The following is a 17,292-nucleotide window of genomic DNA, read 5'->3' as shown; positions in this document are numbered from 1 at the left end:
AAACAATTGATTAACTCTAGTCCCTCATCCAAGCAACAGAATTAAGAGAAAATATGTATATTGGATAGACAAAAAAGCCTGCAAGAATAAATAATCCTGTAGAGGGATTAGGGCTGTCTCCAGGATAGGTAATAGGAAACAAGACGCTGTTTGCATAAGAGAAAACAACTAGATAAGGAAGCCATAAGAGTAGCGACCAATAATGAATCTTTCTCTTTTCAAACCATTGAAGAATAAGAAAAATAAGCCATACTGTGATAGCAATAAAGCCGATCAATATAGCACTTATAATAATGATATTCACTGTTCCAGTTTCAAAACCTGATAACCGTGCAAATCGATAAACGTTTGCCATAAGTGTTATTGGAAGATAAAATATAAGAGCTAAACAGATGCTAATGACATTTATGCGGAAAAAGTTCTGCAAGAATTGCACTCCTTTTCGGTAAATATATAACTGTATATTAGCAATATATTTATCGAATTTCAATAAATAATATTGCTAATACAATAAATACATAAGGATTCCAACCCATTAGGCACTAGCTAATCCAACTCAAACCGACAAATCATATTGATCATTCATCTCCCAGTTTTTTCGCGAAACTTCTCCTAAGAAAATCGATTGTTTCTTCCCATGAATGCACGCTCGCTTTTGCTGTTTGTGCTTTTGTACCACCGGTAAAGCCATTGGCTACAATCGGTAAATACGGTATTCCAATTTCATGGCCTGCGGCTTCATAAAAATGTTTTTGAATATTTTCATGTGTACATACATCATGAAAAACAGAAGAACGAAAATTAGCGTCTTCTTTTCCAGATATCAATAAGAATTCCTTTTTGGTTTCTTCAATAGGGATAATGGCTTTATTGAGTTCATACAAACAATCGTACCAGTACGATAATGGATTCCCTCCTTTCATCCATCGTGCCCTACAGTAAGATGCTACCTCTACAGGGTTTTCTTTAGAGGCATAGGGTAAGGCTTGTCCGCGAAAATTCCAAGCAGGCGGTAACGTTCTTTCTTCAGACCATGGCACAATGCCTGCAAAAGAAACGGCTGAACCATTAAGAGAGACAGCTGCTGTGATTTCATCAAACAAGACAGCCGACCATAAAGCTAGTTCACCACCTCTTGATGTTCCATGGATTCCTATCCAGTTCGGGTGAGCATCCCTTCTATTTGTCAACCAAATAATTGCATTTTCAATGAGTTCTAGAGGGACCTCTACCAATCTATCATTTAACCCTTCTTCACCAAAATAAGCTAAAGCCAATGTGTTAAAACCATATGCAGTTAATGCACTTGCAGCAAAATCGTTTGTCCCCCCTTCAGAACCTGAAACGACTATAAGGGAAGGTCTTACTTTATGATCCCGATGATAATAATACCTCCCGATCAAGCCATCACCATTGATTGGGATACTATCCACTTTTTCATCTTTATACCATTTCTTCATTATTATTTTCTTATCTAAACAAATATTATTTCTATAAAGAGCAATTTCATATTCATGAGGATTTAATCTTATGTACGGCTCGCCTTTATTTTCTGTTTGTTCTTCTATTTGCATCGACCAAAAAAGACCCATTGCGTCCGTTTCGGTATAAGTGCCTTCATATGGCTTTGCGGTTGCTAAGTCAATTTTTCCATGTTCATCTGCAATAAATTGAGCATAAGAAATTCTTTTAATGAGCTTATTCTTCGTTACTGAATGCCTAATAAGCTCTACTTTATACCGCTTACCACTTTGTAAGGGATAGAAGCTTAAATGGAGTGGCTCAGCAATCATTGAAATCCAGCTATTGTTTTTTTCATGAATAATAGTCATCTCTTAACCTACTTTTCGATATTTTGTTGCTTCATTTCTCTTTCAATTGAACGGACCATTTCTTTTAGCTCTGCTATCTCCGTCAGCAATTTCTGCTGATCTTGTACTTTTGGTTGAAAAAACAACCGATAAAGCTGCGAAATTCCCCAATATACCATATATAAACTAATACCAAATACAAGGAATATAATCGCAATGGGTATGATATTCTCCATTAAAAATACACCTCCATTTGTATTTCTTTCCTTTGTCATTCTCTCTTTAGAAGGTTTTTCAGATAACTATATTATATATCACAATTTACTTTTTTGTATTTTTTTACAAATATACCATAGTTTTTTACTTCTATTAAATTAATAATGGAAAATAATGTAATAACTCTAACTTTTGAGTGCTAAATTGGTATCGATGCCGTGTGAAGTATAAGGGATTGCTTGCCTTATATAGTGGGGGTTATTCTATTATTAAGAAAAAGAGTTCTATAGGGAAATATCCAAGTTGAGCTGCAACCCTTAGGTGAGATGGTAATTAAGAAAAGAACAAAGACTATCTTAGCTTTGTTCTTTGAATTCATAGCATATAATTGTTCCATTCATCATTTCTTTATTGAGCTGCAACCCATGGCGATAGTTGCAGACTTACATCACTTGTATTAATGTTTTGGCCAATAAAAAACCCCTGCAAATTTTGTGCTCTGAAATTAATTGATGGTGCATCTTGTGTACTCGCATAACCTGCCGTTTCAGCACCAATATTACATCCATTTACTTGATTATATACAGCTAAATAGTATTGTTCTTCTGCTAGTAATGTGACTGGTGAAACGAGTGGTAAGTTGAATACTCCTGGTGTAATTGTAGTAACAAAAGGTGTGACCGCTATTACGGTTGCATTATTATTACCCACAGGACTTAAGATAGCCATTTGAAAATCGCCTGTTACGTTCCCATCTTGAACAATGTAGCAGGAAAGTTCTGATACCGTTTGCTCTGTTTGATTAAATACTAATGCACCGACTGCCTGAAAGTTCCCTCCACCTGCGTTAAATGGTAATTCTGCATTGATGCTACCCATTGTTAATGTTTGAAGGAAATTTCCACCACCTCCACCACTTGGACCAGTTGCACCCGTCGGACCTTGTATGCCTATTCCTGTTGGACCAGTGGGGCCCGTTGGACCTATGGGACCTGTTGCTCCTGTCGGACCTGGTGGGCCTCCCGCTGGACCGGTTGCACCCGTCGGACCGGTGGGACCTCCCGCTGGGCCGGTGGGACCTGTAACTCCTGTTGGACCAGCAGGGCCGCCTGATGGTCCTGTGGGGCCTGTAATTCCTATTCCTGTCGGACCGGTTGGACCCGTTTGTCCTGTGGGACCAATCGGGCCGGTTGCTCCTGTTGGTCCCGGAGGTCCTCCTGCTGGACCGGTGGGACCAGTAGGACCGGTAGGACCACCGAATGGACCAGTGGGACCTGTGACTCCTGTTGGTCCTGGAGGTCCTCCTGATGGTCCAGTTGGACCGGTTACTCCTATTCCTGCCGGACCAGTGGGGCCTGTTGGACCAGTTAAACCGGTAACTCCAACTCCAACTGGACCGGTTGGACCCGTTACACCAGTCATACCAGTAACCCCAACTCCAACTGGACCGGCTGGACCCGTTACACCAGTCATACCAGTAACTCCAATTCCAACTGGACCGGTTGGACCCGTTACACCAGTCATACCGATAATGATTGTACCAGGACAACATATATTACAGTTATCACAATGGGAGTAATATCTTTTATTACATTTACGACAATATTTCTTTTTCTCTCTACTTACTAACACGATGAAACCTCCCTTTTTTTAATCTATATAATTATGTTATTTGTACAACTTCCTTTTGATTGTATTCTTGCCTATAGGCTAATACTTTGTCATATCAATTCAAAATAAAAGAGCTGCCTCAGCAGGCAGCTAATTCTAAAAGCTTCAATCATATGGTTGATACTGAATAGGGTGAAATTGTTTTTGTTGAGTATGTTGAGTTTGAGAATTAGGTTGGTAATAGTGTTGATGGGGATAATGATGTTGGGTTGTTTGTCGTTGACAATCCGCCGATGGGCCAATGATTACTGTGTTAGTAATAGGTGAAATCGCTTCTTCCCATTTATTCTGATCAAGACAATAGTTAGCAGACATCACTTTACTTGGAGTTAATCGCAAAATATCTGAGCCATATATAGCTTGTGGATAAGGAGCATCAAAAATAGCTAATAATTGCGTGTTATCCTCGGTCGCTACCTCATAATGCCAAAAACCTTGAGGGACATTTGCTACTTGCCCTGGTTGAATTGGTATATTTTTCAACTCATTCGTAAAGGGATTAATAAAAGAAACGACCGCAGAACCTCTCACACAATAGACCAGTTCTGAAGCATTTTGATGAATATGAGGTTCTACATATTTCTCTTTACTAAGAAAAATATCTAACATTGACACATTCCCAAGCGTGTTTAGCTGATCCCTCCCTAAAGCATTAATATAGTTTTGGTTATCCCTTTTGAAAAGTTGGTTATTTCGTAAGTCATACATATATTGGTTATTAGGTGATTGATAATCTATATATAAAACAGCCATACCACTCACTCGCCTTCCTTAAATCTCATTCGCTTTAGTATATGGGCTGGGCTGTAAGAGGTGAATACTTTTTATTCTGTGATTTGATTCCATGAAAATTCTTTAGAATCAAGTATCATAAGGAATTTGAAGTTTCTCATACGACAGTGAAAAAGATTGGTTATTATAAGGAGCATTTCATTTAATACATCCCACTTTCCGTTATCAGTCGTCAATACAGCGTGCGGGGCAGTTAGCTAAAACTATACCCTAACAAAAACCGGATTAAGGATATGTCTGTTCATCACCTTTGAAAAGAGGGTAAGGACGATGATGCCTATGGATAATCAACTCTTCCTATCTATCATTGTATATCTTCTCTATATTAGAAAATGATGGCTCAACAATCGAGCAAAATGATCATCTGCCTTTTCTAAAGACCTAATGAATAAAAACCCCAGTGGTTTCTTCCTCTATCCATCATGAAAAAGAGCTTAACTCGGGAATAAATGATGGTTGCACATGTGAAAGTAACCATTGATGAGGTCAAAAAATGCAGATGACTTCTTTGAAAAGGTTGTCTATTAGCTAAGACCAAGATCGCCTCATCATGATTCCCCTTGACTTTAGAAATATCATTACTAGAAAACATGTCTAATTACTATTTGTACTTTCTAATCGAAGGAAAAATAAATAAAACTGACACCTTTTGAGGAGTCAGCTTATCGTTTAATTGTATATCTACAATTTTAAGAGAGTAATTAACTAACTTACTTTTTTACCTTTTCCATTATCTCAATCATCTCTCGATACCCTCTATCCCTCGCATGTTGCAAAGGTGTTACCCCATCTTTGTCTGTAATCGTAATATCTGCTCCATGATCAATAAGTAATTGAACAATTTCTTGATGTGTTTTCCCACCATCACTTAAAATGATGGCCTCGAGTAATGCTGTCCAGTGCAAATTATTGATATGATTCACATCCGTATCAGAATGTGTGAGCAGTTCCTTTACAACTTCAATATGTCCCCGTTCACATGCCGGAATAATGGCAATGCCACCGTAGCGATTAGTGATTGTTGTATCGGCCCCTGCTTGGATAGCTAATTGAACAATTTCAAGGAGTCCTTCAGCACCTGCGTATAAAAGCACATTATCTAATCGTTTATTTCGAATATTGATATCTGCACCATGCGCTATTAACACTTGCACAATTTCCACTTGATTTTGTTGGGTCGCAGCCATAACGGCTGTATTCCCCTCGTCATCTAGTGCATTTATATTCGCCCCGATATTTAACAATGTTAATAAATGATCTTTGTCTCCATCTCTAGCTGCCTTTATTAATTGTAAACTCACAATAACTAACCTCCATCTTTAAAGTGTACCTCTATATATGTTTATAGTTATGAGGGGGCAAATCCTGCTTGACTGATATAGATTTGTTCTGGTGGGAAAACTTTTTTTAATCTTTTCTCTACGCAAGTGATAACAGACGGTTGATACCATTTTTCTAATCCTAATGCGTGATACTTCTTTTCAATCCCTAAACGACTTGTCCGTTTTCCACCACTGCCATCACCCAAAAAATAATCATCGATACATACACGATCAACATATTCTTTTAATTTTGTGGGAAATTCCTCACTGCTAGGCAGTATGGGGGCAACTGCTACTTGTGTGGGGATATTGGCATCTGCTAGTTTTTTTAAGGCATTCATTCTCGCCTGAATAGGCGGTGCTTCGTTTGCAAACTGCTTACGTATTTCTTCATCATCGGTCTCAATCGTCATACTGACTCGAACCCTGTTTCCTAATTTCTTTAGTAAATCAATATCCCTTGTAACAAGCGGGCTTCGTGTTTGTATAAGGAGAAAATCTGCTGGGTTGCTAACAAATACCTCTAAAAGTGACCTTGTGACTTCTTCCTTATACTCCACCGGTTGATAAGGATCTGTACTCGAAGACATGAAGATTGTGACGGTTCCTTTCTTCTTTTCCCTGTTCAATTCTTTGTTTAACAACAGAGCAGCTTCCTTTTTTACATCGACCCACTCACCCCATTCTCCTTTTCGAAAAAGGGAAACAGGCATTTGTCTTACATAACAATATTCACAGGCAAATGTACAGCCCGTATAAGGATTCAGAGTATGTGTGTATCCTGAAAGATAGCCAGTTCCTTTATTGAGAATCGTCTTCGGTTGTTTATAAAGATACTCTTTTGTCATCTTCCCAACACCCCATTATGAGTTAGAATACTTTACGACTATAAATAGTCAATGAGACCGCCCAAGAAATCAAATAAACGAAACTCACTAATACAGCGAGGAGCAGTATTTCACTACCATTTAATGAAACCATATACTCAAAAGTAGACATTAAAGTCCCAGCCATATTCAAGTCGAAAACCCTCGCTACTACCATAGTTACCCCAAATAACCCCAGTGTACCAATTAATAAATATTGACTCTTAAATTGATAAGAAAACGGAAATAGGAAAGAAATAGCCAACATTACAAGACCAAAAATAAGTAATGCCTCTTTCCAGCTTGTAAACGTCGCATGAATTGAAATATTCCAAACAAATACTACCAGAACGACTAATGCGGTGTATATAAGTGTACCAAAATATTTTGAGCTTACGATTTCTTTTCTTGTATAAGGTAATGCATTGAGCATTTTGTTAATCTCCGGTTTTTCATCAATGGCAAATGCATTCATCGCCAAGGCAATACTGAAAATGAGCGCATTCCATATGCTTGAAGAATTTTGGGTTAAGAATAAAATAAAAATTGGTAGCAAAAAAATCATCGTGTTCCTTTGTAAGATAAAATCTTTTTTTAACAAGTTAAACATGCCTCTCTTCTCCCTTTTTCGTATAAAACATTAAATCTTCAATTGTTGGCTTTTCAGTGACGACTAAATCACCAAATACGTCATGTACTCTTCTTTTGTTCGCTGTTAATCCTTCAAAACCTGATGAGGATTTGCGAATACCAATGAACTCTTTTTCCGTATCGCGATCTAATAACTCGATGCCACCCTTAACAATAGCGTAATCTTCTTCAATGCGAAAAGCTTCTTTTGTGAAAATATGCTCACCATTATGAATGAAAGTAATATAATCTGCTATTCTATCTAAATCCGAAGTAATATGAGTAGAGAAAAAGATCGTCTTCGTCCCATCTTCCATAATTTCTTGTAAAATATCTAATAATTCTCGCCGAAAAACTGGGTCTAAGCCAGATGTCGGTTCATCCATGATAATCAGTTCAGCATGATGCGACAAAGCAACTGTTAAAGAAGTCTTCATTAACATGCCTTTGGAGAATGTCTTAATTTTTTTCTTTAAAGGCAGCTCAAATTTTCTTACATACTCATCAAACAATGCATCATCCCAATTACGATAAGCAGGGCGTAGAAGTTTGCGTAATTGAGCAAGAGTAATATGTTCATAGTAGACATTCTCATCAAAAACAAAGCCAATCCGTTGTTTGATTTCTTTTTCAAATTGTTTATATTCAAGTCCAAATACCTTCACGTCGCCTTTGTCCGGTTGCAGTAAATTCATCATCAAATTGATTGTTGTGGATTTCCCTACCCCATTTCCCCCGATAAACCCAGTAATAAACCCTTTTTTCACAGTTAGGTTCATGTCTGTTAATTGAAAACTCCCGAATGATTTATGGACACCTTTTAACTCAATTACATTCTCCATTAATTTTCCTCCCTGTATAGAAATGAAAGTAATTCGATTAATTCAGTAAGTGGAATGCCTATTTCCTTACTATTTTCCACGGCAGACAGTAATTGTTCTTCAATTACCTTCATTTTTCGTTCTTTCATCATTTCATTATTTTGTTCGGATATGAATGACCCTTTACCAACTACAGAATAAATAAAGCCATTCTTTTCAAGCTCTTCATAAGCACGCTTTGTGGTAATGACACTGATGCCAAGATCCTTCGCTAACTGCCGCATAGAAGGCAAAGCCTGCCCTGCTCCAAGCTCGCCTTTCAGTATTTGCGTTTTCACTTGCCCACAAATTTGTTCATAAATCGGTTCTTTCGATTGATTAGAAATGATTATTTGCATCATTAATCCTCACCAACATATTGTATATATACTTTATATACAATATACACAAACAAATGAAGGTATGCAATACTTTTTACAAATACAAAAAAAAGAAAAGCATCTCCCACTTAATAGAGCGCTTTTCCTTCCAACAATATGACTATTCAATTACTTTTTCCCAACCAATATTAAAGGCAACTTTCCAGCTAACCATTAAATATAGAACTGCTAAACCTAAATAGATATAGGTTCCATAAGGATATATCGTACTTACATAATGCAAAATAGCGAATACACCAGCCAAGAACATCAGGAAGAATGCGATGATTCCATTTCCTGTTTGAGTATATTGATCAAAAGACTCTGTAAACGGAATGGCTTTTTTAAGAATCGCAAAACAAATAACAACAAATGTAAAGGCATTAAGTAATACAATGATTAATTCTGGAATAATCTTCAGACCATACAAAAAAGTAAAAACCAAACTTAGGAGTAAAAACGGTGGTAAAAACAGTTTCACTAAGAAGGCTTTAATCGTTCCAGAAAAAATCGGCTTTAGCTCAATAATTGGAGCTGTTCTGTAAATCCAGGCCCCTTTATACTTAACGGAATACGGCATTAGCAACATAATCGTCGGAATGACAAGTAAACTAAAATAAATTGTTAAATAGGTATGACTATTTGCTAGGTCTTCCCCATTATCACCTAATACACCGAAAATGAAGATAAAAGGGATTACTATTGAAAACCCTAACGACGGATAAGCTTTCAGTTTAAAATCTCTTTCATTTTTCATCATCGCACTAGCAAAACGGTAAAATGCTCTTTCCTCCTGTGTGCGACAGAAAAGTTGAAGTAACCATTTTCGCCATTTCGCCTTTTTCATCCCCTTTGACTTCCCTTGATAAGTCAGCTTCTGCAGGCTATGTTCAAACATATCATTGAATTTTAAATATAGGATGATCGCTGTACATGGAACGATGATGCTTAAGGCGGCAAACAGAAGATAAAATCCCTCTGTGCTTTGGTTTAAGAGTAAATCCATATTGGCGGCGAACCACATAGGAAAGATAAATACTTGCCACCACTGCGGTTCAATTGTGATGGTTAAATTGATGATTTCAAATGATCGTGCTAGTAGCTGATAACCAACCATAATCATCAATGACAACCCAATTTGTACATAATTGATTAAATCTTTAAGTTTCTCACCATCGAAAAATTGTAAGATTAAGAAATAAAATAAGGTAGTAAGAACAACCACAAATAAATTAATGAAAATAAGATTAATAACAGCAAGCAGCAAGAAAAGAATGCCATGTCTAATCAGACCAACAATTAATGGAATCGTCACAAGGGCAATAGATAAATACCCTAAATAAATAATGATATGCATCATTTTCGCCGCACTAACTGTTCTGCGATTAATAGGCTTAGGGTAAAGAATATTGCGGTCGCGAATATCTAACAATACACTGGAAAAGTCTGAAATCATCGAAGTCATAATAAAAAAAGTAAACATACCGAAAAACATACTCATTTGAAATAAATAATGCTCACCAATAAAAAGCAAAGGGATCATAAAGAGCCCAAATAATACATATAACCATAATGACTTAATAAATTGATTACCCTTATCCTTCTTTTGCGAGTTTTGAGCTAACATTGTCGGTGTGCGACGACCATCCATCGTTAACTTCACCTTTAATATTGCTCTCATCACTTCATAATCAATATCAAATTTCTCGAAGACTTTTTTCAAAGGATCGAGTAGTTTAAGTGTTGGGATGTCCTGCATTATGCCATCTCCTCTACCACTGAAACAAATCGTTCTCCGATTTCCTTTTGTTGATTAAATCCTGTAAGTTGATTAAATATTTGCTCAAGCGTGCCTTCTGTATTCTGACTTTTCAGCTCATCAAATGTACCGTCTGCGGCGATTTTCCCATCATGGAGCAAAATAATTCGACTACTGATTTTCTCAACGACATCCATAATATGAGAAGAATAAAAGATTGTCTTCCCTTGCTGGGCAAGTCTCGTCATAATTTCCTTGAATATCATTACACTATTAGCATCCAATCCATTAATAGGTTCATCGAAAAACAACACATCAGGGTTATGTAGTAAGCTTGAGATAATTAATAGTTTCTGGCGCATCCCTTTCGAATAGGATGAGATACGAGAACGAAAGACCTCTCCAATCCCAAAAAGCTCCATTAAACGCTTCGCTTTGTATTCCGCAAAGTCAAACGGCAAACCATACAACTCACCTATAAAGGTTAAATACTCCTGTGCCGTTAAATTATCATACACTTCTGCCATCTCTGGCACATAGCCAATCCTTCTTTTATAATTAACGTCTCCATCAGCAATATCACGACCAAAAATCTTTACTTCTCCATTAAAATCTCCTTCGATCCCTAGAAGAATTTTCACTGTTGTACTCTTTCCCGCGCCATTCGGTCCAATATAACCAATAATTTCTCCACGTCTTACCTGTAGTGAGACACCATTCAACACCAACTTAGATCCGTATCTTTTGTATAAATTTTGAATATCAAGAATGATATCTTCCATCTTTCCCCCTCCTATCTTTTCACCATTATAACGTAAAAATGGGTTTATTTGGTTTGATGTCGAAAGGTTTATACGAGTGAATGTTGAAGATTAGTAGTATCGAACTTTTAACCTACTAAAACGTTCAGCTAAAATGGCAGGAAATATCCCTTGCTTTTTATCATATATATCAATAAATGAAAGAATGAAACAAGGTATGAGGGAATAAGAAAATAATTGTCATTTTTGTTATTAGTTTTCATCCTGTCTGCCTGCAATGACTCGCCTTATTTATATAAGGGAGAAAGTGAACATTCGGAAGGAGAGCTTCGTTATATCATACTGTCAGACGAACGTGGAGAGTATAAGCTTACGATTAAATATAAGGGGAATCCAGAAGGGTTAAAGAATGTTTTAGATTATAGCTTTAGCTTCGAGACAAGTCAGTTTGCTGGTGGAGGAACGAGAGCTTTCGATGAAAATGAAGATATACCTAATCCGCGGGTATTTAGAGATAGTGGTAGTTTAGACAACAGCTTGCATTTACTAAAGGATGAAAAGATTGATGTAACGGTCAAGTGGGGAGAACAAATAGAGGCTTTCACCTTAACAACTAATAAAGAGTAAGGTTGTTCCCCCTCTCGTAACAACCTTACTTTTTATGAAAAACTCTCTTTTTCAAAAAAATCATCACTATAACAATAAACACAAGAGCAATGGCGCCATAGACAATATAGGAATACATATCCATATAACCGACCACGGACTCCCATGATTCTCCTACCGCAGCGCCAATAAGGACGAGGACGATATTCCAAATCAATGTCCCAGCCGTTGTCAAAATAAGAAAAACAAGAAAATTCATATGCGCCATCCCTGCCGGTAAAGATATTAAACTCCTTATTAAAGGGATAAAACGACAAAAGAAAACGGTCCACTTTCCGTATGTTGAAAACCAACCGTTTGCTTTATGAATATCTTTTTTGGTTAATCTTAAAATATGACCCCAACGTTCTACGATTCGCTCCACTTTTCTGATGTCAATCAGCAAGCCAACACCATAAAGAACCACTGCGCCACCTACTGACCCTAAGGTCGATGCTACGACAACGCCAGCTACACTTAAATTCGTAGTAGTCGTCATAAATCCACCAAAAGTTAAGATTACTTCAGATGGAATGGGCGGAAAGATATTTTCCAACATAATCAACAAAAAAATCCCAACATAACCAAACTGCTCCATCACACTTGTAATCCAGCTCTCCATCTGCCTTTCACCTACTACTCTATGATTCTATTACCATACCCTTTCTTTGGTGAAATAACCAATGAGTTGGAGCAATCTGATAAAATATTGCTTAAAATAGGGTGCTATATAAGCAGTTTATATAATAACCATTCATCTCGGATAGGAATACCATTACTTGCCACAAATGGTATGGAAGGTTTTACAGTTCGCGCTTTCTCTACTGCGTTTGGATAAACTGCTTTTAATACATAGCCGCGTTTTTGATAAAAAGATAATGCATGTAGAATATCGTTGGTTGTGATGAGCTGAACCGCCTTTGCCCCCAATTCTCTTGCCTTTTCTTCAATAACACACATCAAACTTGAACCAATTCCCTGCCCTTCATATACACTGTCTAACGAAATGACTTCACATATATCTTCATTATGCCTAATGTAAGTCACTAGGCCAACAATCTCACCTTTAGCACTCTTATATACATAGCCATCCAGCTCATCACAATGATAGACGCCAGAGGAGAGAACCATCTCTGTCGTTCCCCAATGATTCGCGAAAAAATCACTCACTTTTTCTCTATTATCCTCGTCTATCATCTCAATCATAGATAACATCCGTTCTCCATTGTTTAAACGCTGGACTTAACTCACTCCAAACATCAAATTGATTGCCATTACAATCGTAGAAAATAAAGTTCTTGCCCGCATGACCACGATCTTCAATTGCTCCTACCAACACTTCTTCCTCTATAAAAAGGGTATGCAATCTTTCCAGCTCAGCTAACCCGTCCACTTCAAAAGTAACAGAAAAATGTTCTCTGCCTTCTATGTCAACAAATTGGGAACGCTCTCCACCTTCTGCTTTTACTAAAAAGATACTTTGATTCGCTAAATCTAGAATAGCTTTATGTTGATCCCTATAATTAACAGCTGCACCCAGATGTTTCTGATACCACTTTGCTGATTGTTCCACATCTATTACAGGTAGATAAGTCGTTCCTATTCTTACTAGACGTTCCTTCATTTCTTTATCAGCTCCTTATTGCTAAAATATTCGCCTTTGCTCTTAGATTTCCTTTTCACTTAATGAAAATGGAAGGATTCTAACAGTTGAGAAGCGAACACTTTATTAGCATTAAAACTAATAAGGAGGCAGCATCATTTGAGAATCGTTGATACAGTTGGAGATTTTGTGAGCCATTATCAACCAACATCCGAATACTTAGAACAGTACTATCATCAATTTCAAGCAGACTATGAAGTTTATTTCGCCCATCATTGTTTACATATTGAAACAAAAAAACGAGCAGCATTGAAGAAACACCCACCTAAGCTACCAGAACTTTTACCGATGAGAGACTTATTTCTTGAACACATACCAAATATACTTCAACGATATGAAGCGATGTTTAATGTGAAATATACTAAAACAGTCCGCTTGCTCGTCGGCTTATATGGGAGCAATGCCTTTGTGTATCAGCAATATCAACCTGATGTAGCCTTTTGTCTAGAAAAACTCCCCTATAACGAAACCTATATTAAAATTATTATTGCCCATGAGTTTGGACATGTCATGCATTATTTATATAATGACATCTATTTGCAAGACTGGCATCTTGTCAATTGGACTCATCCCTATACATGGCTCTTACAAGAAGGCATCGCAACGACCCTTTCCACGCTATTAGTAGAAGCACGATTAGACGAACATTTCGCCTTTGAAGAAGACAGAAAGTGGCTTGACTTCACTCAAAAAAATGAAAGTTTAATCGCGAAACAGTTTCTTTATGATATGAAGACCATTAACGATAGTCATACAATTTATAAAGAATGGTTCTCTATTAATGGAGGGAAAAACTTCAAGCAGACCCGCTTAGGCTATTACCTTGGCTATCAAATCGTTAACGCATTATTAACACAGTATGATATAAAAGAAACATTCACCATTTGGAAAGAAGATGAATTTGTTTCTATAATGGAACAACAGCTTAGAAATATGACCTGACAGACAATCGCGATTTGTAGTGGTCCCCCATCTACTAATCGCGATAATCATTCATGTGTGTAAAAGTCCTTTACACCCCCTTCACGCAACTTTTACATAAATTAGAACAAAAGTGCGATTGCCACAACAAATTCAGCAAGCATTCTTTCCTTTCAATCGTAAAAACCCTTCCAAATCACTCCTTTCCGCCACTAATTACCCATTTTTTCTTCTTTACTCTTTTTTCACCCTCTCTTTATCAACCGTTAAAAATTCGACCTTATAGTTATCTTGTACAAACCATTTTAGGGGGGAAGAAACATGTTGAAAAAGACTTGGAAAAAGAAACTATTGTCACTCGCACTTGTATCTACCATTGCTGTCGGGGGCATCTCTACCGTACTACCTGAGCAAGAAGTAGAAGCGAAAGGAAAGCCAAAGGGGAAAGATAAAGCACAAAATGTCATTTTCCTTATTCCTGACGGTTTTTCCGCGGCCTATGCAACAAACTATCGTTGGTATAAAGGTGAGGATACCGTTCTTGACTCGATGAACATCGCGATGCAACGTACATACTCAGCGAACTCCAATATTACAGATTCAGCAGCTGCCGGAACGGCGATGGCAACTGGCGTAAAGACCAATAATGGTATGATAAGCACCGATCCGACTGGTAAAGAACTAAAAACAATTTTGGAAGAAACAGAAAGGAAAGGGAAATCATCTGGGCTAGTTGCCACTTCAACGATTACCTATGCGACTCCAGCAGCTTTTGCTTCACATGTCGCTTCTCGTGCAGATGAAGCAGATATTGCCCCTCAATTACTCGACAATGATGTGGATGTCATCTTAGGTGGAGGACAAAAATACTTTACTGACGAATTAATTGATGAAGCGAAAGACGAGGGCTACCAATTAGTTACAAATAAAAGAGAATTGGATCGTGTGAAGAAAACGAATAAAGTGCTTGGTTTATTTGCCGAAGAAGGAATGGCACCGGAGCTTGATCGCGAAGACACACAACAGCCTAGTCTAGCAGACATGACAGAAACGGCTATCGATACATTGAAAAAGAATAAAAACGGCTTCTTCTTAATGGTGGAAGGAAGTCAAATTGACTGGGCAGGGCATGCGAATGATGCAGCATGGGCAATGAAAGACAGCGAAGCATTTGAAGAAGCTGTCATTGAAGCAATGGATTTCGCTAAGAAAGATGGCAATACGCTTGTTGTTGTTGCTGGAGATCATGATACAGGCGGAATGTCTGTTGGCGGTTACGGAAATGGTAGTGCAAATGTGGAAATGCTACGAGATGTGACGGCTACAGGTGACTATATGGCATCCAAACTTAATAAGAAACGGACAAACGCTAAGAAAGTGCTAAAAGAATATGCAGCGATTGATTTAACGAAAGCTGAAGTCAATGCAATCAAAAATGCTGATAATCCAGCTTCATCTATCAATCAAATCATTTCAGAAAGAGCATCTGTCGGTTGGACAAGTACCGGCCATACAGGAATTGATATCCCCGTTTATACTTATGGCCCAGGATCAGAACTGTTTACTGGCACAATGGAAAATACAGACCTACCAGTAAACATGGCAAAAGCGATGAAAATGAACTTTAAGCCTGGAAAATAAAAATGAAACAAGCCATCTCCAATCAGTTGGAGATGGCTTTTTAATCTACTAAAACTAACCTTCCTGCGCCTCTTTCTAGTACATCCCCTGCACCCGGAAATATAAACGTCCATGGCATTGACGTATTTGGCTCAACATGTATTTGATTCGTTGTAAAAATATGTTGAGCAAGTTGGGTTCCATCCTCAGCTAAATAAGACACAACAGTATGCTCTAAAACAAAAGCTTCTTTCGTTGTATTTTGAATCAGTACCGATATCAATAAGTCCTCTCGATGATTTTTTGCTTGCCAAATAGAGGTAAAACCAATCATTCCCTTTTGTAGATGAGGAACAGATTGACTATAGATCCCCTCAATCTCTTTACGGTCCTTTTCTGATAAGGTTGAGGCCCATTTTTCTTGAAAAACTAATGAATGCATTGCTTCATCCCTTTCCTATTAACTTAATATTAGACATTTAACTGATAGAAGTAAAATGAAATAAAATTACCTTAATTAAGAAGGACAAGCTTTAACGGACGGTTCGAATAGTAAGGACACTAAGAAGTATCATCATATTTTTACTAGGATTGGACAAAGACAACCCTATAACCCTTAAAAGTGCTCAGGCATGAACTCAATTAACCTATTAAAAGCAGCTCCCTGTTCAATATACTTTACTTAAAGGAGTCCTTATCTTGATTGTAGGTATCATTGATATAACCGGTTCTAAATAAGTACAGTGGAAAAAACTCTTAACAAGGGATACATATAGCGAAAACGCTTGGCTACAACTTGCCACAAACCAACTGGCTAGAACCTTATCCCCTTTTAAAAATCTTGATAAAAGCACGTGGACAACAAAGTTGAAAAGTATTGTCATTTACATAATTAAAGAGGAAATAGATTTAATCGCCAAAACAGTCATGATTACAGTCAAAACGGCATGGGTAAAGGAAAAAAGGGAACCACACAAGATTTGTGTGGTTCTACAATGAAGATAGATTCATTTGACTAGCTACCGAACATCAATTCACTTTTCTATGTTGCTGATTTAACTTCTGGATAATTGTCTGATAAAACTCCACTTTTTCCTTCTGCAACAAAAACATCTGATGATTAGGGTTCTCCTCTTGCATTGGTCGTAAATCATCAAACAATGTTTTATGAACATTTACAACATCCTTAAGAATATCAATAACGGCATCTAATTCCTTTTCATTCAATCTCTGTGACATAACGAGTCCATCTTTCTATATTTGAATTGAGTTTCTTATTTCCACTTGAAAATGAGTTTAATATATTTTTTACCTCCCTACTTGGTATAGTATGAGTTTTATTTATTCAATATTTTAACTCAATTTTCTAGATAGG

Annotated in this window: 20 protein-coding genes; 3 read left to right on the top strand and 17 right to left on the bottom strand. The window is 37.3% G+C overall.

The annotated features are described in order from the left end of the window. Window positions 1–16: 16 nt before the first annotated feature. The 12 genes from MKX83_RS05380 to MKX83_RS05325 form a co-directional block, all read right to left on the bottom strand. A complete protein-coding gene (locus MKX83_RS05380; protein ID WP_341054497.1) occupies window positions 17–427 on the bottom strand; it encodes a hypothetical protein in 411 nt (136 codons plus the stop codon). A gap of 151 nt (window positions 428–578) precedes the next feature. Next, on the bottom strand, window positions 579–1,832 hold the full coding sequence (locus MKX83_RS05375) for an acyl-CoA thioesterase/bile acid-CoA:amino acid N-acyltransferase family protein (protein ID WP_341054494.1): 1,254 nt from the start codon (window positions 1,830–1,832) through the stop codon (window positions 579–581). A gap of 8 nt (window positions 1,833–1,840) precedes the next feature. Next, window positions 1,841–2,047 carry a hypothetical protein gene (locus MKX83_RS05370; RefSeq protein WP_095370375.1) on the bottom strand — a complete coding sequence of 69 codons (207 nt, stop codon included), beginning with the start codon at window positions 2,045–2,047 and terminating at the stop codon, window positions 1,841–1,843. 388 nt (window positions 2,048–2,435) lie between these two features. Further along, window positions 2,436–3,659 carry a hypothetical protein gene (locus MKX83_RS05365; RefSeq protein ID WP_322909941.1) on the bottom strand — a complete coding sequence of 408 codons (1,224 nt, stop codon included), beginning with the start codon at window positions 3,657–3,659 and terminating at the stop codon, window positions 2,436–2,438. A 144-nt stretch (window positions 3,660–3,803) separates the two neighbouring features. Further along, window positions 3,804–4,451, bottom strand: coding sequence for a cupin domain-containing protein (locus tag MKX83_RS05360; protein WP_322909940.1), 648 nt, complete (start codon window positions 4,449–4,451; stop codon window positions 3,804–3,806). A gap of 749 nt (window positions 4,452–5,200) precedes the next feature. Next, on the bottom strand, window positions 5,201–5,791 hold the full coding sequence (locus MKX83_RS05355) for an ankyrin repeat domain-containing protein (RefSeq protein ID WP_307317235.1): 591 nt from the start codon (window positions 5,789–5,791) through the stop codon (window positions 5,201–5,203). A 47-nt stretch (window positions 5,792–5,838) separates the two neighbouring features. Then, window positions 5,839–6,660 (bottom strand): SPL family radical SAM protein, encoded by an 822-nt coding sequence (locus tag MKX83_RS05350; protein WP_341054486.1) that lies wholly within the window; start codon window positions 6,658–6,660, stop codon window positions 5,839–5,841. 22 nt (window positions 6,661–6,682) lie between these two features. Further along, window positions 6,683–7,288 (bottom strand): ABC-2 transporter permease, encoded by a 606-nt coding sequence (locus MKX83_RS05345; RefSeq protein WP_095370378.1) that lies wholly within the window; start codon window positions 7,286–7,288, stop codon window positions 6,683–6,685. Beyond that, window positions 7,281–8,150 carry an ABC transporter ATP-binding protein gene (locus MKX83_RS05340; RefSeq protein ID WP_340978101.1) on the bottom strand — a complete coding sequence of 290 codons (870 nt, stop codon included), beginning with the start codon at window positions 8,148–8,150 and terminating at the stop codon, window positions 7,281–7,283. Before MKX83_RS05340 ends, MKX83_RS05345 begins: the two co-directional genes overlap by 8 nt. Continuing rightward, on the bottom strand, window positions 8,150–8,527 hold the full coding sequence (locus MKX83_RS05335) for a GntR family transcriptional regulator (RefSeq protein ID WP_322909937.1): 378 nt from the start codon (window positions 8,525–8,527) through the stop codon (window positions 8,150–8,152). The genes MKX83_RS05340 and MKX83_RS05335 overlap by 1 nt, the downstream gene beginning before the upstream one ends. Window positions 8,528–8,669: 142 nt before the next feature. After that, the gene (locus MKX83_RS05330) at window positions 8,670–10,307 is read right to left on the bottom strand and encodes a hypothetical protein (protein ID WP_341054484.1); all 1,638 of its coding nucleotides are present in this window, start codon (window positions 10,305–10,307) and stop codon (window positions 8,670–8,672) included. Continuing rightward, window positions 10,307–11,089 carry an ABC transporter ATP-binding protein gene (locus tag MKX83_RS05325; RefSeq protein ID WP_307317243.1) on the bottom strand — a complete coding sequence of 261 codons (783 nt, stop codon included), beginning with the start codon at window positions 11,087–11,089 and terminating at the stop codon, window positions 10,307–10,309. Before MKX83_RS05325 ends, MKX83_RS05330 begins: the two co-directional genes overlap by 1 nt. Before the next feature lie 216 nt (window positions 11,090–11,305). On the opposite strand from MKX83_RS05325, the gene MKX83_RS05320 reads away from it, so the two are divergent. After that, a complete protein-coding gene (locus MKX83_RS05320) occupies window positions 11,306–11,695 on the top strand; it encodes a hypothetical protein (RefSeq protein WP_341054480.1) in 390 nt (129 codons plus the stop codon). 25 nt (window positions 11,696–11,720) lie between these two features. On the opposite strand, the gene MKX83_RS05315 is transcribed toward MKX83_RS05320, so the two are convergent. From MKX83_RS05315 to MKX83_RS05305, 3 genes are all read right to left on the bottom strand, one after another. Next, window positions 11,721–12,335, bottom strand: coding sequence for a DedA family protein (locus tag MKX83_RS05315; protein ID WP_307317248.1), 615 nt, complete (start codon window positions 12,333–12,335; stop codon window positions 11,721–11,723). 104 nt (window positions 12,336–12,439) lie between these two features. Beyond that, window positions 12,440–12,919, bottom strand: a complete 480-nt coding sequence (locus MKX83_RS05310) for a GNAT family N-acetyltransferase (RefSeq protein ID WP_340978100.1) — start codon at window positions 12,917–12,919, stop codon at window positions 12,440–12,442. Beyond that, complete coding sequence (locus MKX83_RS05305) at window positions 12,912–13,337, bottom strand: VOC family protein (protein WP_307317251.1); 426 nt, start codon at window positions 13,335–13,337, stop codon at window positions 12,912–12,914. Before MKX83_RS05305 ends, MKX83_RS05310 begins: the two co-directional genes overlap by 8 nt. A 138-nt stretch (window positions 13,338–13,475) precedes the next feature. Here MKX83_RS05305 and MKX83_RS05300 point away from each other — a divergent pair, with 138 nt between their 5' ends. Next, window positions 13,476–14,318 (top strand): hypothetical protein, encoded by an 843-nt coding sequence (locus tag MKX83_RS05300; protein WP_341054479.1) that lies wholly within the window; start codon window positions 13,476–13,478, stop codon window positions 14,316–14,318. A 300-nt stretch (window positions 14,319–14,618) separates the two neighbouring features. After that, window positions 14,619–15,938, top strand: coding sequence for an alkaline phosphatase (locus MKX83_RS05295; protein WP_341054478.1), 1,320 nt, complete (start codon window positions 14,619–14,621; stop codon window positions 15,936–15,938). 40 nt (window positions 15,939–15,978) lie between these two features. Here MKX83_RS05295 and MKX83_RS05290 read toward each other — a convergent pair whose 3' ends face one another. Both MKX83_RS05290 and MKX83_RS05285 read right to left on the bottom strand, forming a co-directional pair. After that, window positions 15,979–16,359: an SLAP domain-containing protein gene (locus MKX83_RS05290; protein WP_095370388.1), complete on the bottom strand. Its 381-nt coding sequence runs from the start codon at window positions 16,357–16,359 to the stop codon at window positions 15,979–15,981. 587 nt (window positions 16,360–16,946) lie between these two features. Continuing rightward, a complete protein-coding gene (locus MKX83_RS05285; protein WP_095370390.1) occupies window positions 16,947–17,156 on the bottom strand; it encodes a hypothetical protein in 210 nt (69 codons plus the stop codon). Window positions 17,157–17,292: the final 136 nt, after the last annotated feature.

Origin of the sequence: Cytobacillus sp. FSL M8-0252, from assembly GCF_038007345.1 — a bacterium.
Classification (GTDB): Bacteria; Bacillota; Bacilli; order Bacillales; family Cytobacillaceae; genus Cytobacillus; species Cytobacillus kochii.
The sequence above is the reverse complement of the archived record's forward strand: the minus strand, read 5'-3'. Positions and strand labels throughout refer to the sequence as shown.

What these genes read in the sequence shown, in the direction of transcription:
- MKX83_RS05375 (WP_341054494.1), bottom strand. Translation starts at nt 1,832, where the DNA reads ATGACTATTATTCATGAAAAAAACAATAGCTGGATTTCAATGATTGCT.
- MKX83_RS05370 (WP_095370375.1), bottom strand. Translation starts at nt 2,047, where the DNA reads ATGGAGAATATCATACCCATTGCGATTATATTCCTTGTATTTGGTATT.
- MKX83_RS05360 (WP_322909940.1), bottom strand. Translation starts at nt 4,451, where the DNA reads ATGGCTGTTTTATATATAGATTATCAATCACCTAATAACCAATATATG.
- MKX83_RS05350 (WP_341054486.1), bottom strand. Translation starts at nt 6,660, where the DNA reads ATGACAAAAGAGTATCTTTATAAACAACCGAAGACGATTCTCAATAAA.
- MKX83_RS05345 (WP_095370378.1), bottom strand. Translation starts at nt 7,288, where the DNA reads ATGTTTAACTTGTTAAAAAAAGATTTTATCTTACAAAGGAACACGATG.
- MKX83_RS05340 (WP_340978101.1), bottom strand. Translation starts at nt 8,150, where the DNA reads ATGGAGAATGTAATTGAGTTAAAAGGTGTCCATAAATCATTCGGGAGT.
- MKX83_RS05335 (WP_322909937.1), bottom strand. Translation starts at nt 8,527, where the DNA reads ATGCAAATAATCATTTCTAATCAATCGAAAGAACCGATTTATGAACAA.
- MKX83_RS05330 (WP_341054484.1), bottom strand. Translation starts at nt 10,307, where the DNA reads ATGCAGGACATCCCAACACTTAAACTACTCGATCCTTTGAAAAAAGTC.
- MKX83_RS05325 (WP_307317243.1), bottom strand. Translation starts at nt 11,089, where the DNA reads ATGGAAGATATCATTCTTGATATTCAAAATTTATACAAAAGATACGGA.
- MKX83_RS05315 (WP_307317248.1), bottom strand. Translation starts at nt 12,335, where the DNA reads ATGGAGAGCTGGATTACAAGTGTGATGGAGCAGTTTGGTTATGTTGGG.
- MKX83_RS05310 (WP_340978100.1), bottom strand. Translation starts at nt 12,919, where the DNA reads ATGATTGAGATGATAGACGAGGATAATAGAGAAAAAGTGAGTGATTTT.
- MKX83_RS05305 (WP_307317251.1), bottom strand. Translation starts at nt 13,337, where the DNA reads ATGAAGGAACGTCTAGTAAGAATAGGAACGACTTATCTACCTGTAATA.
- MKX83_RS05295 (WP_341054478.1), top strand. Translation starts at nt 14,619, where the DNA reads ATGTTGAAAAAGACTTGGAAAAAGAAACTATTGTCACTCGCACTTGTA.
- MKX83_RS05290 (WP_095370388.1), bottom strand. Translation starts at nt 16,359, where the DNA reads ATGCATTCATTAGTTTTTCAAGAAAAATGGGCCTCAACCTTATCAGAA.
- MKX83_RS05285 (WP_095370390.1), bottom strand. Translation starts at nt 17,156, where the DNA reads ATGTCACAGAGATTGAATGAAAAGGAATTAGATGCCGTTATTGATATT.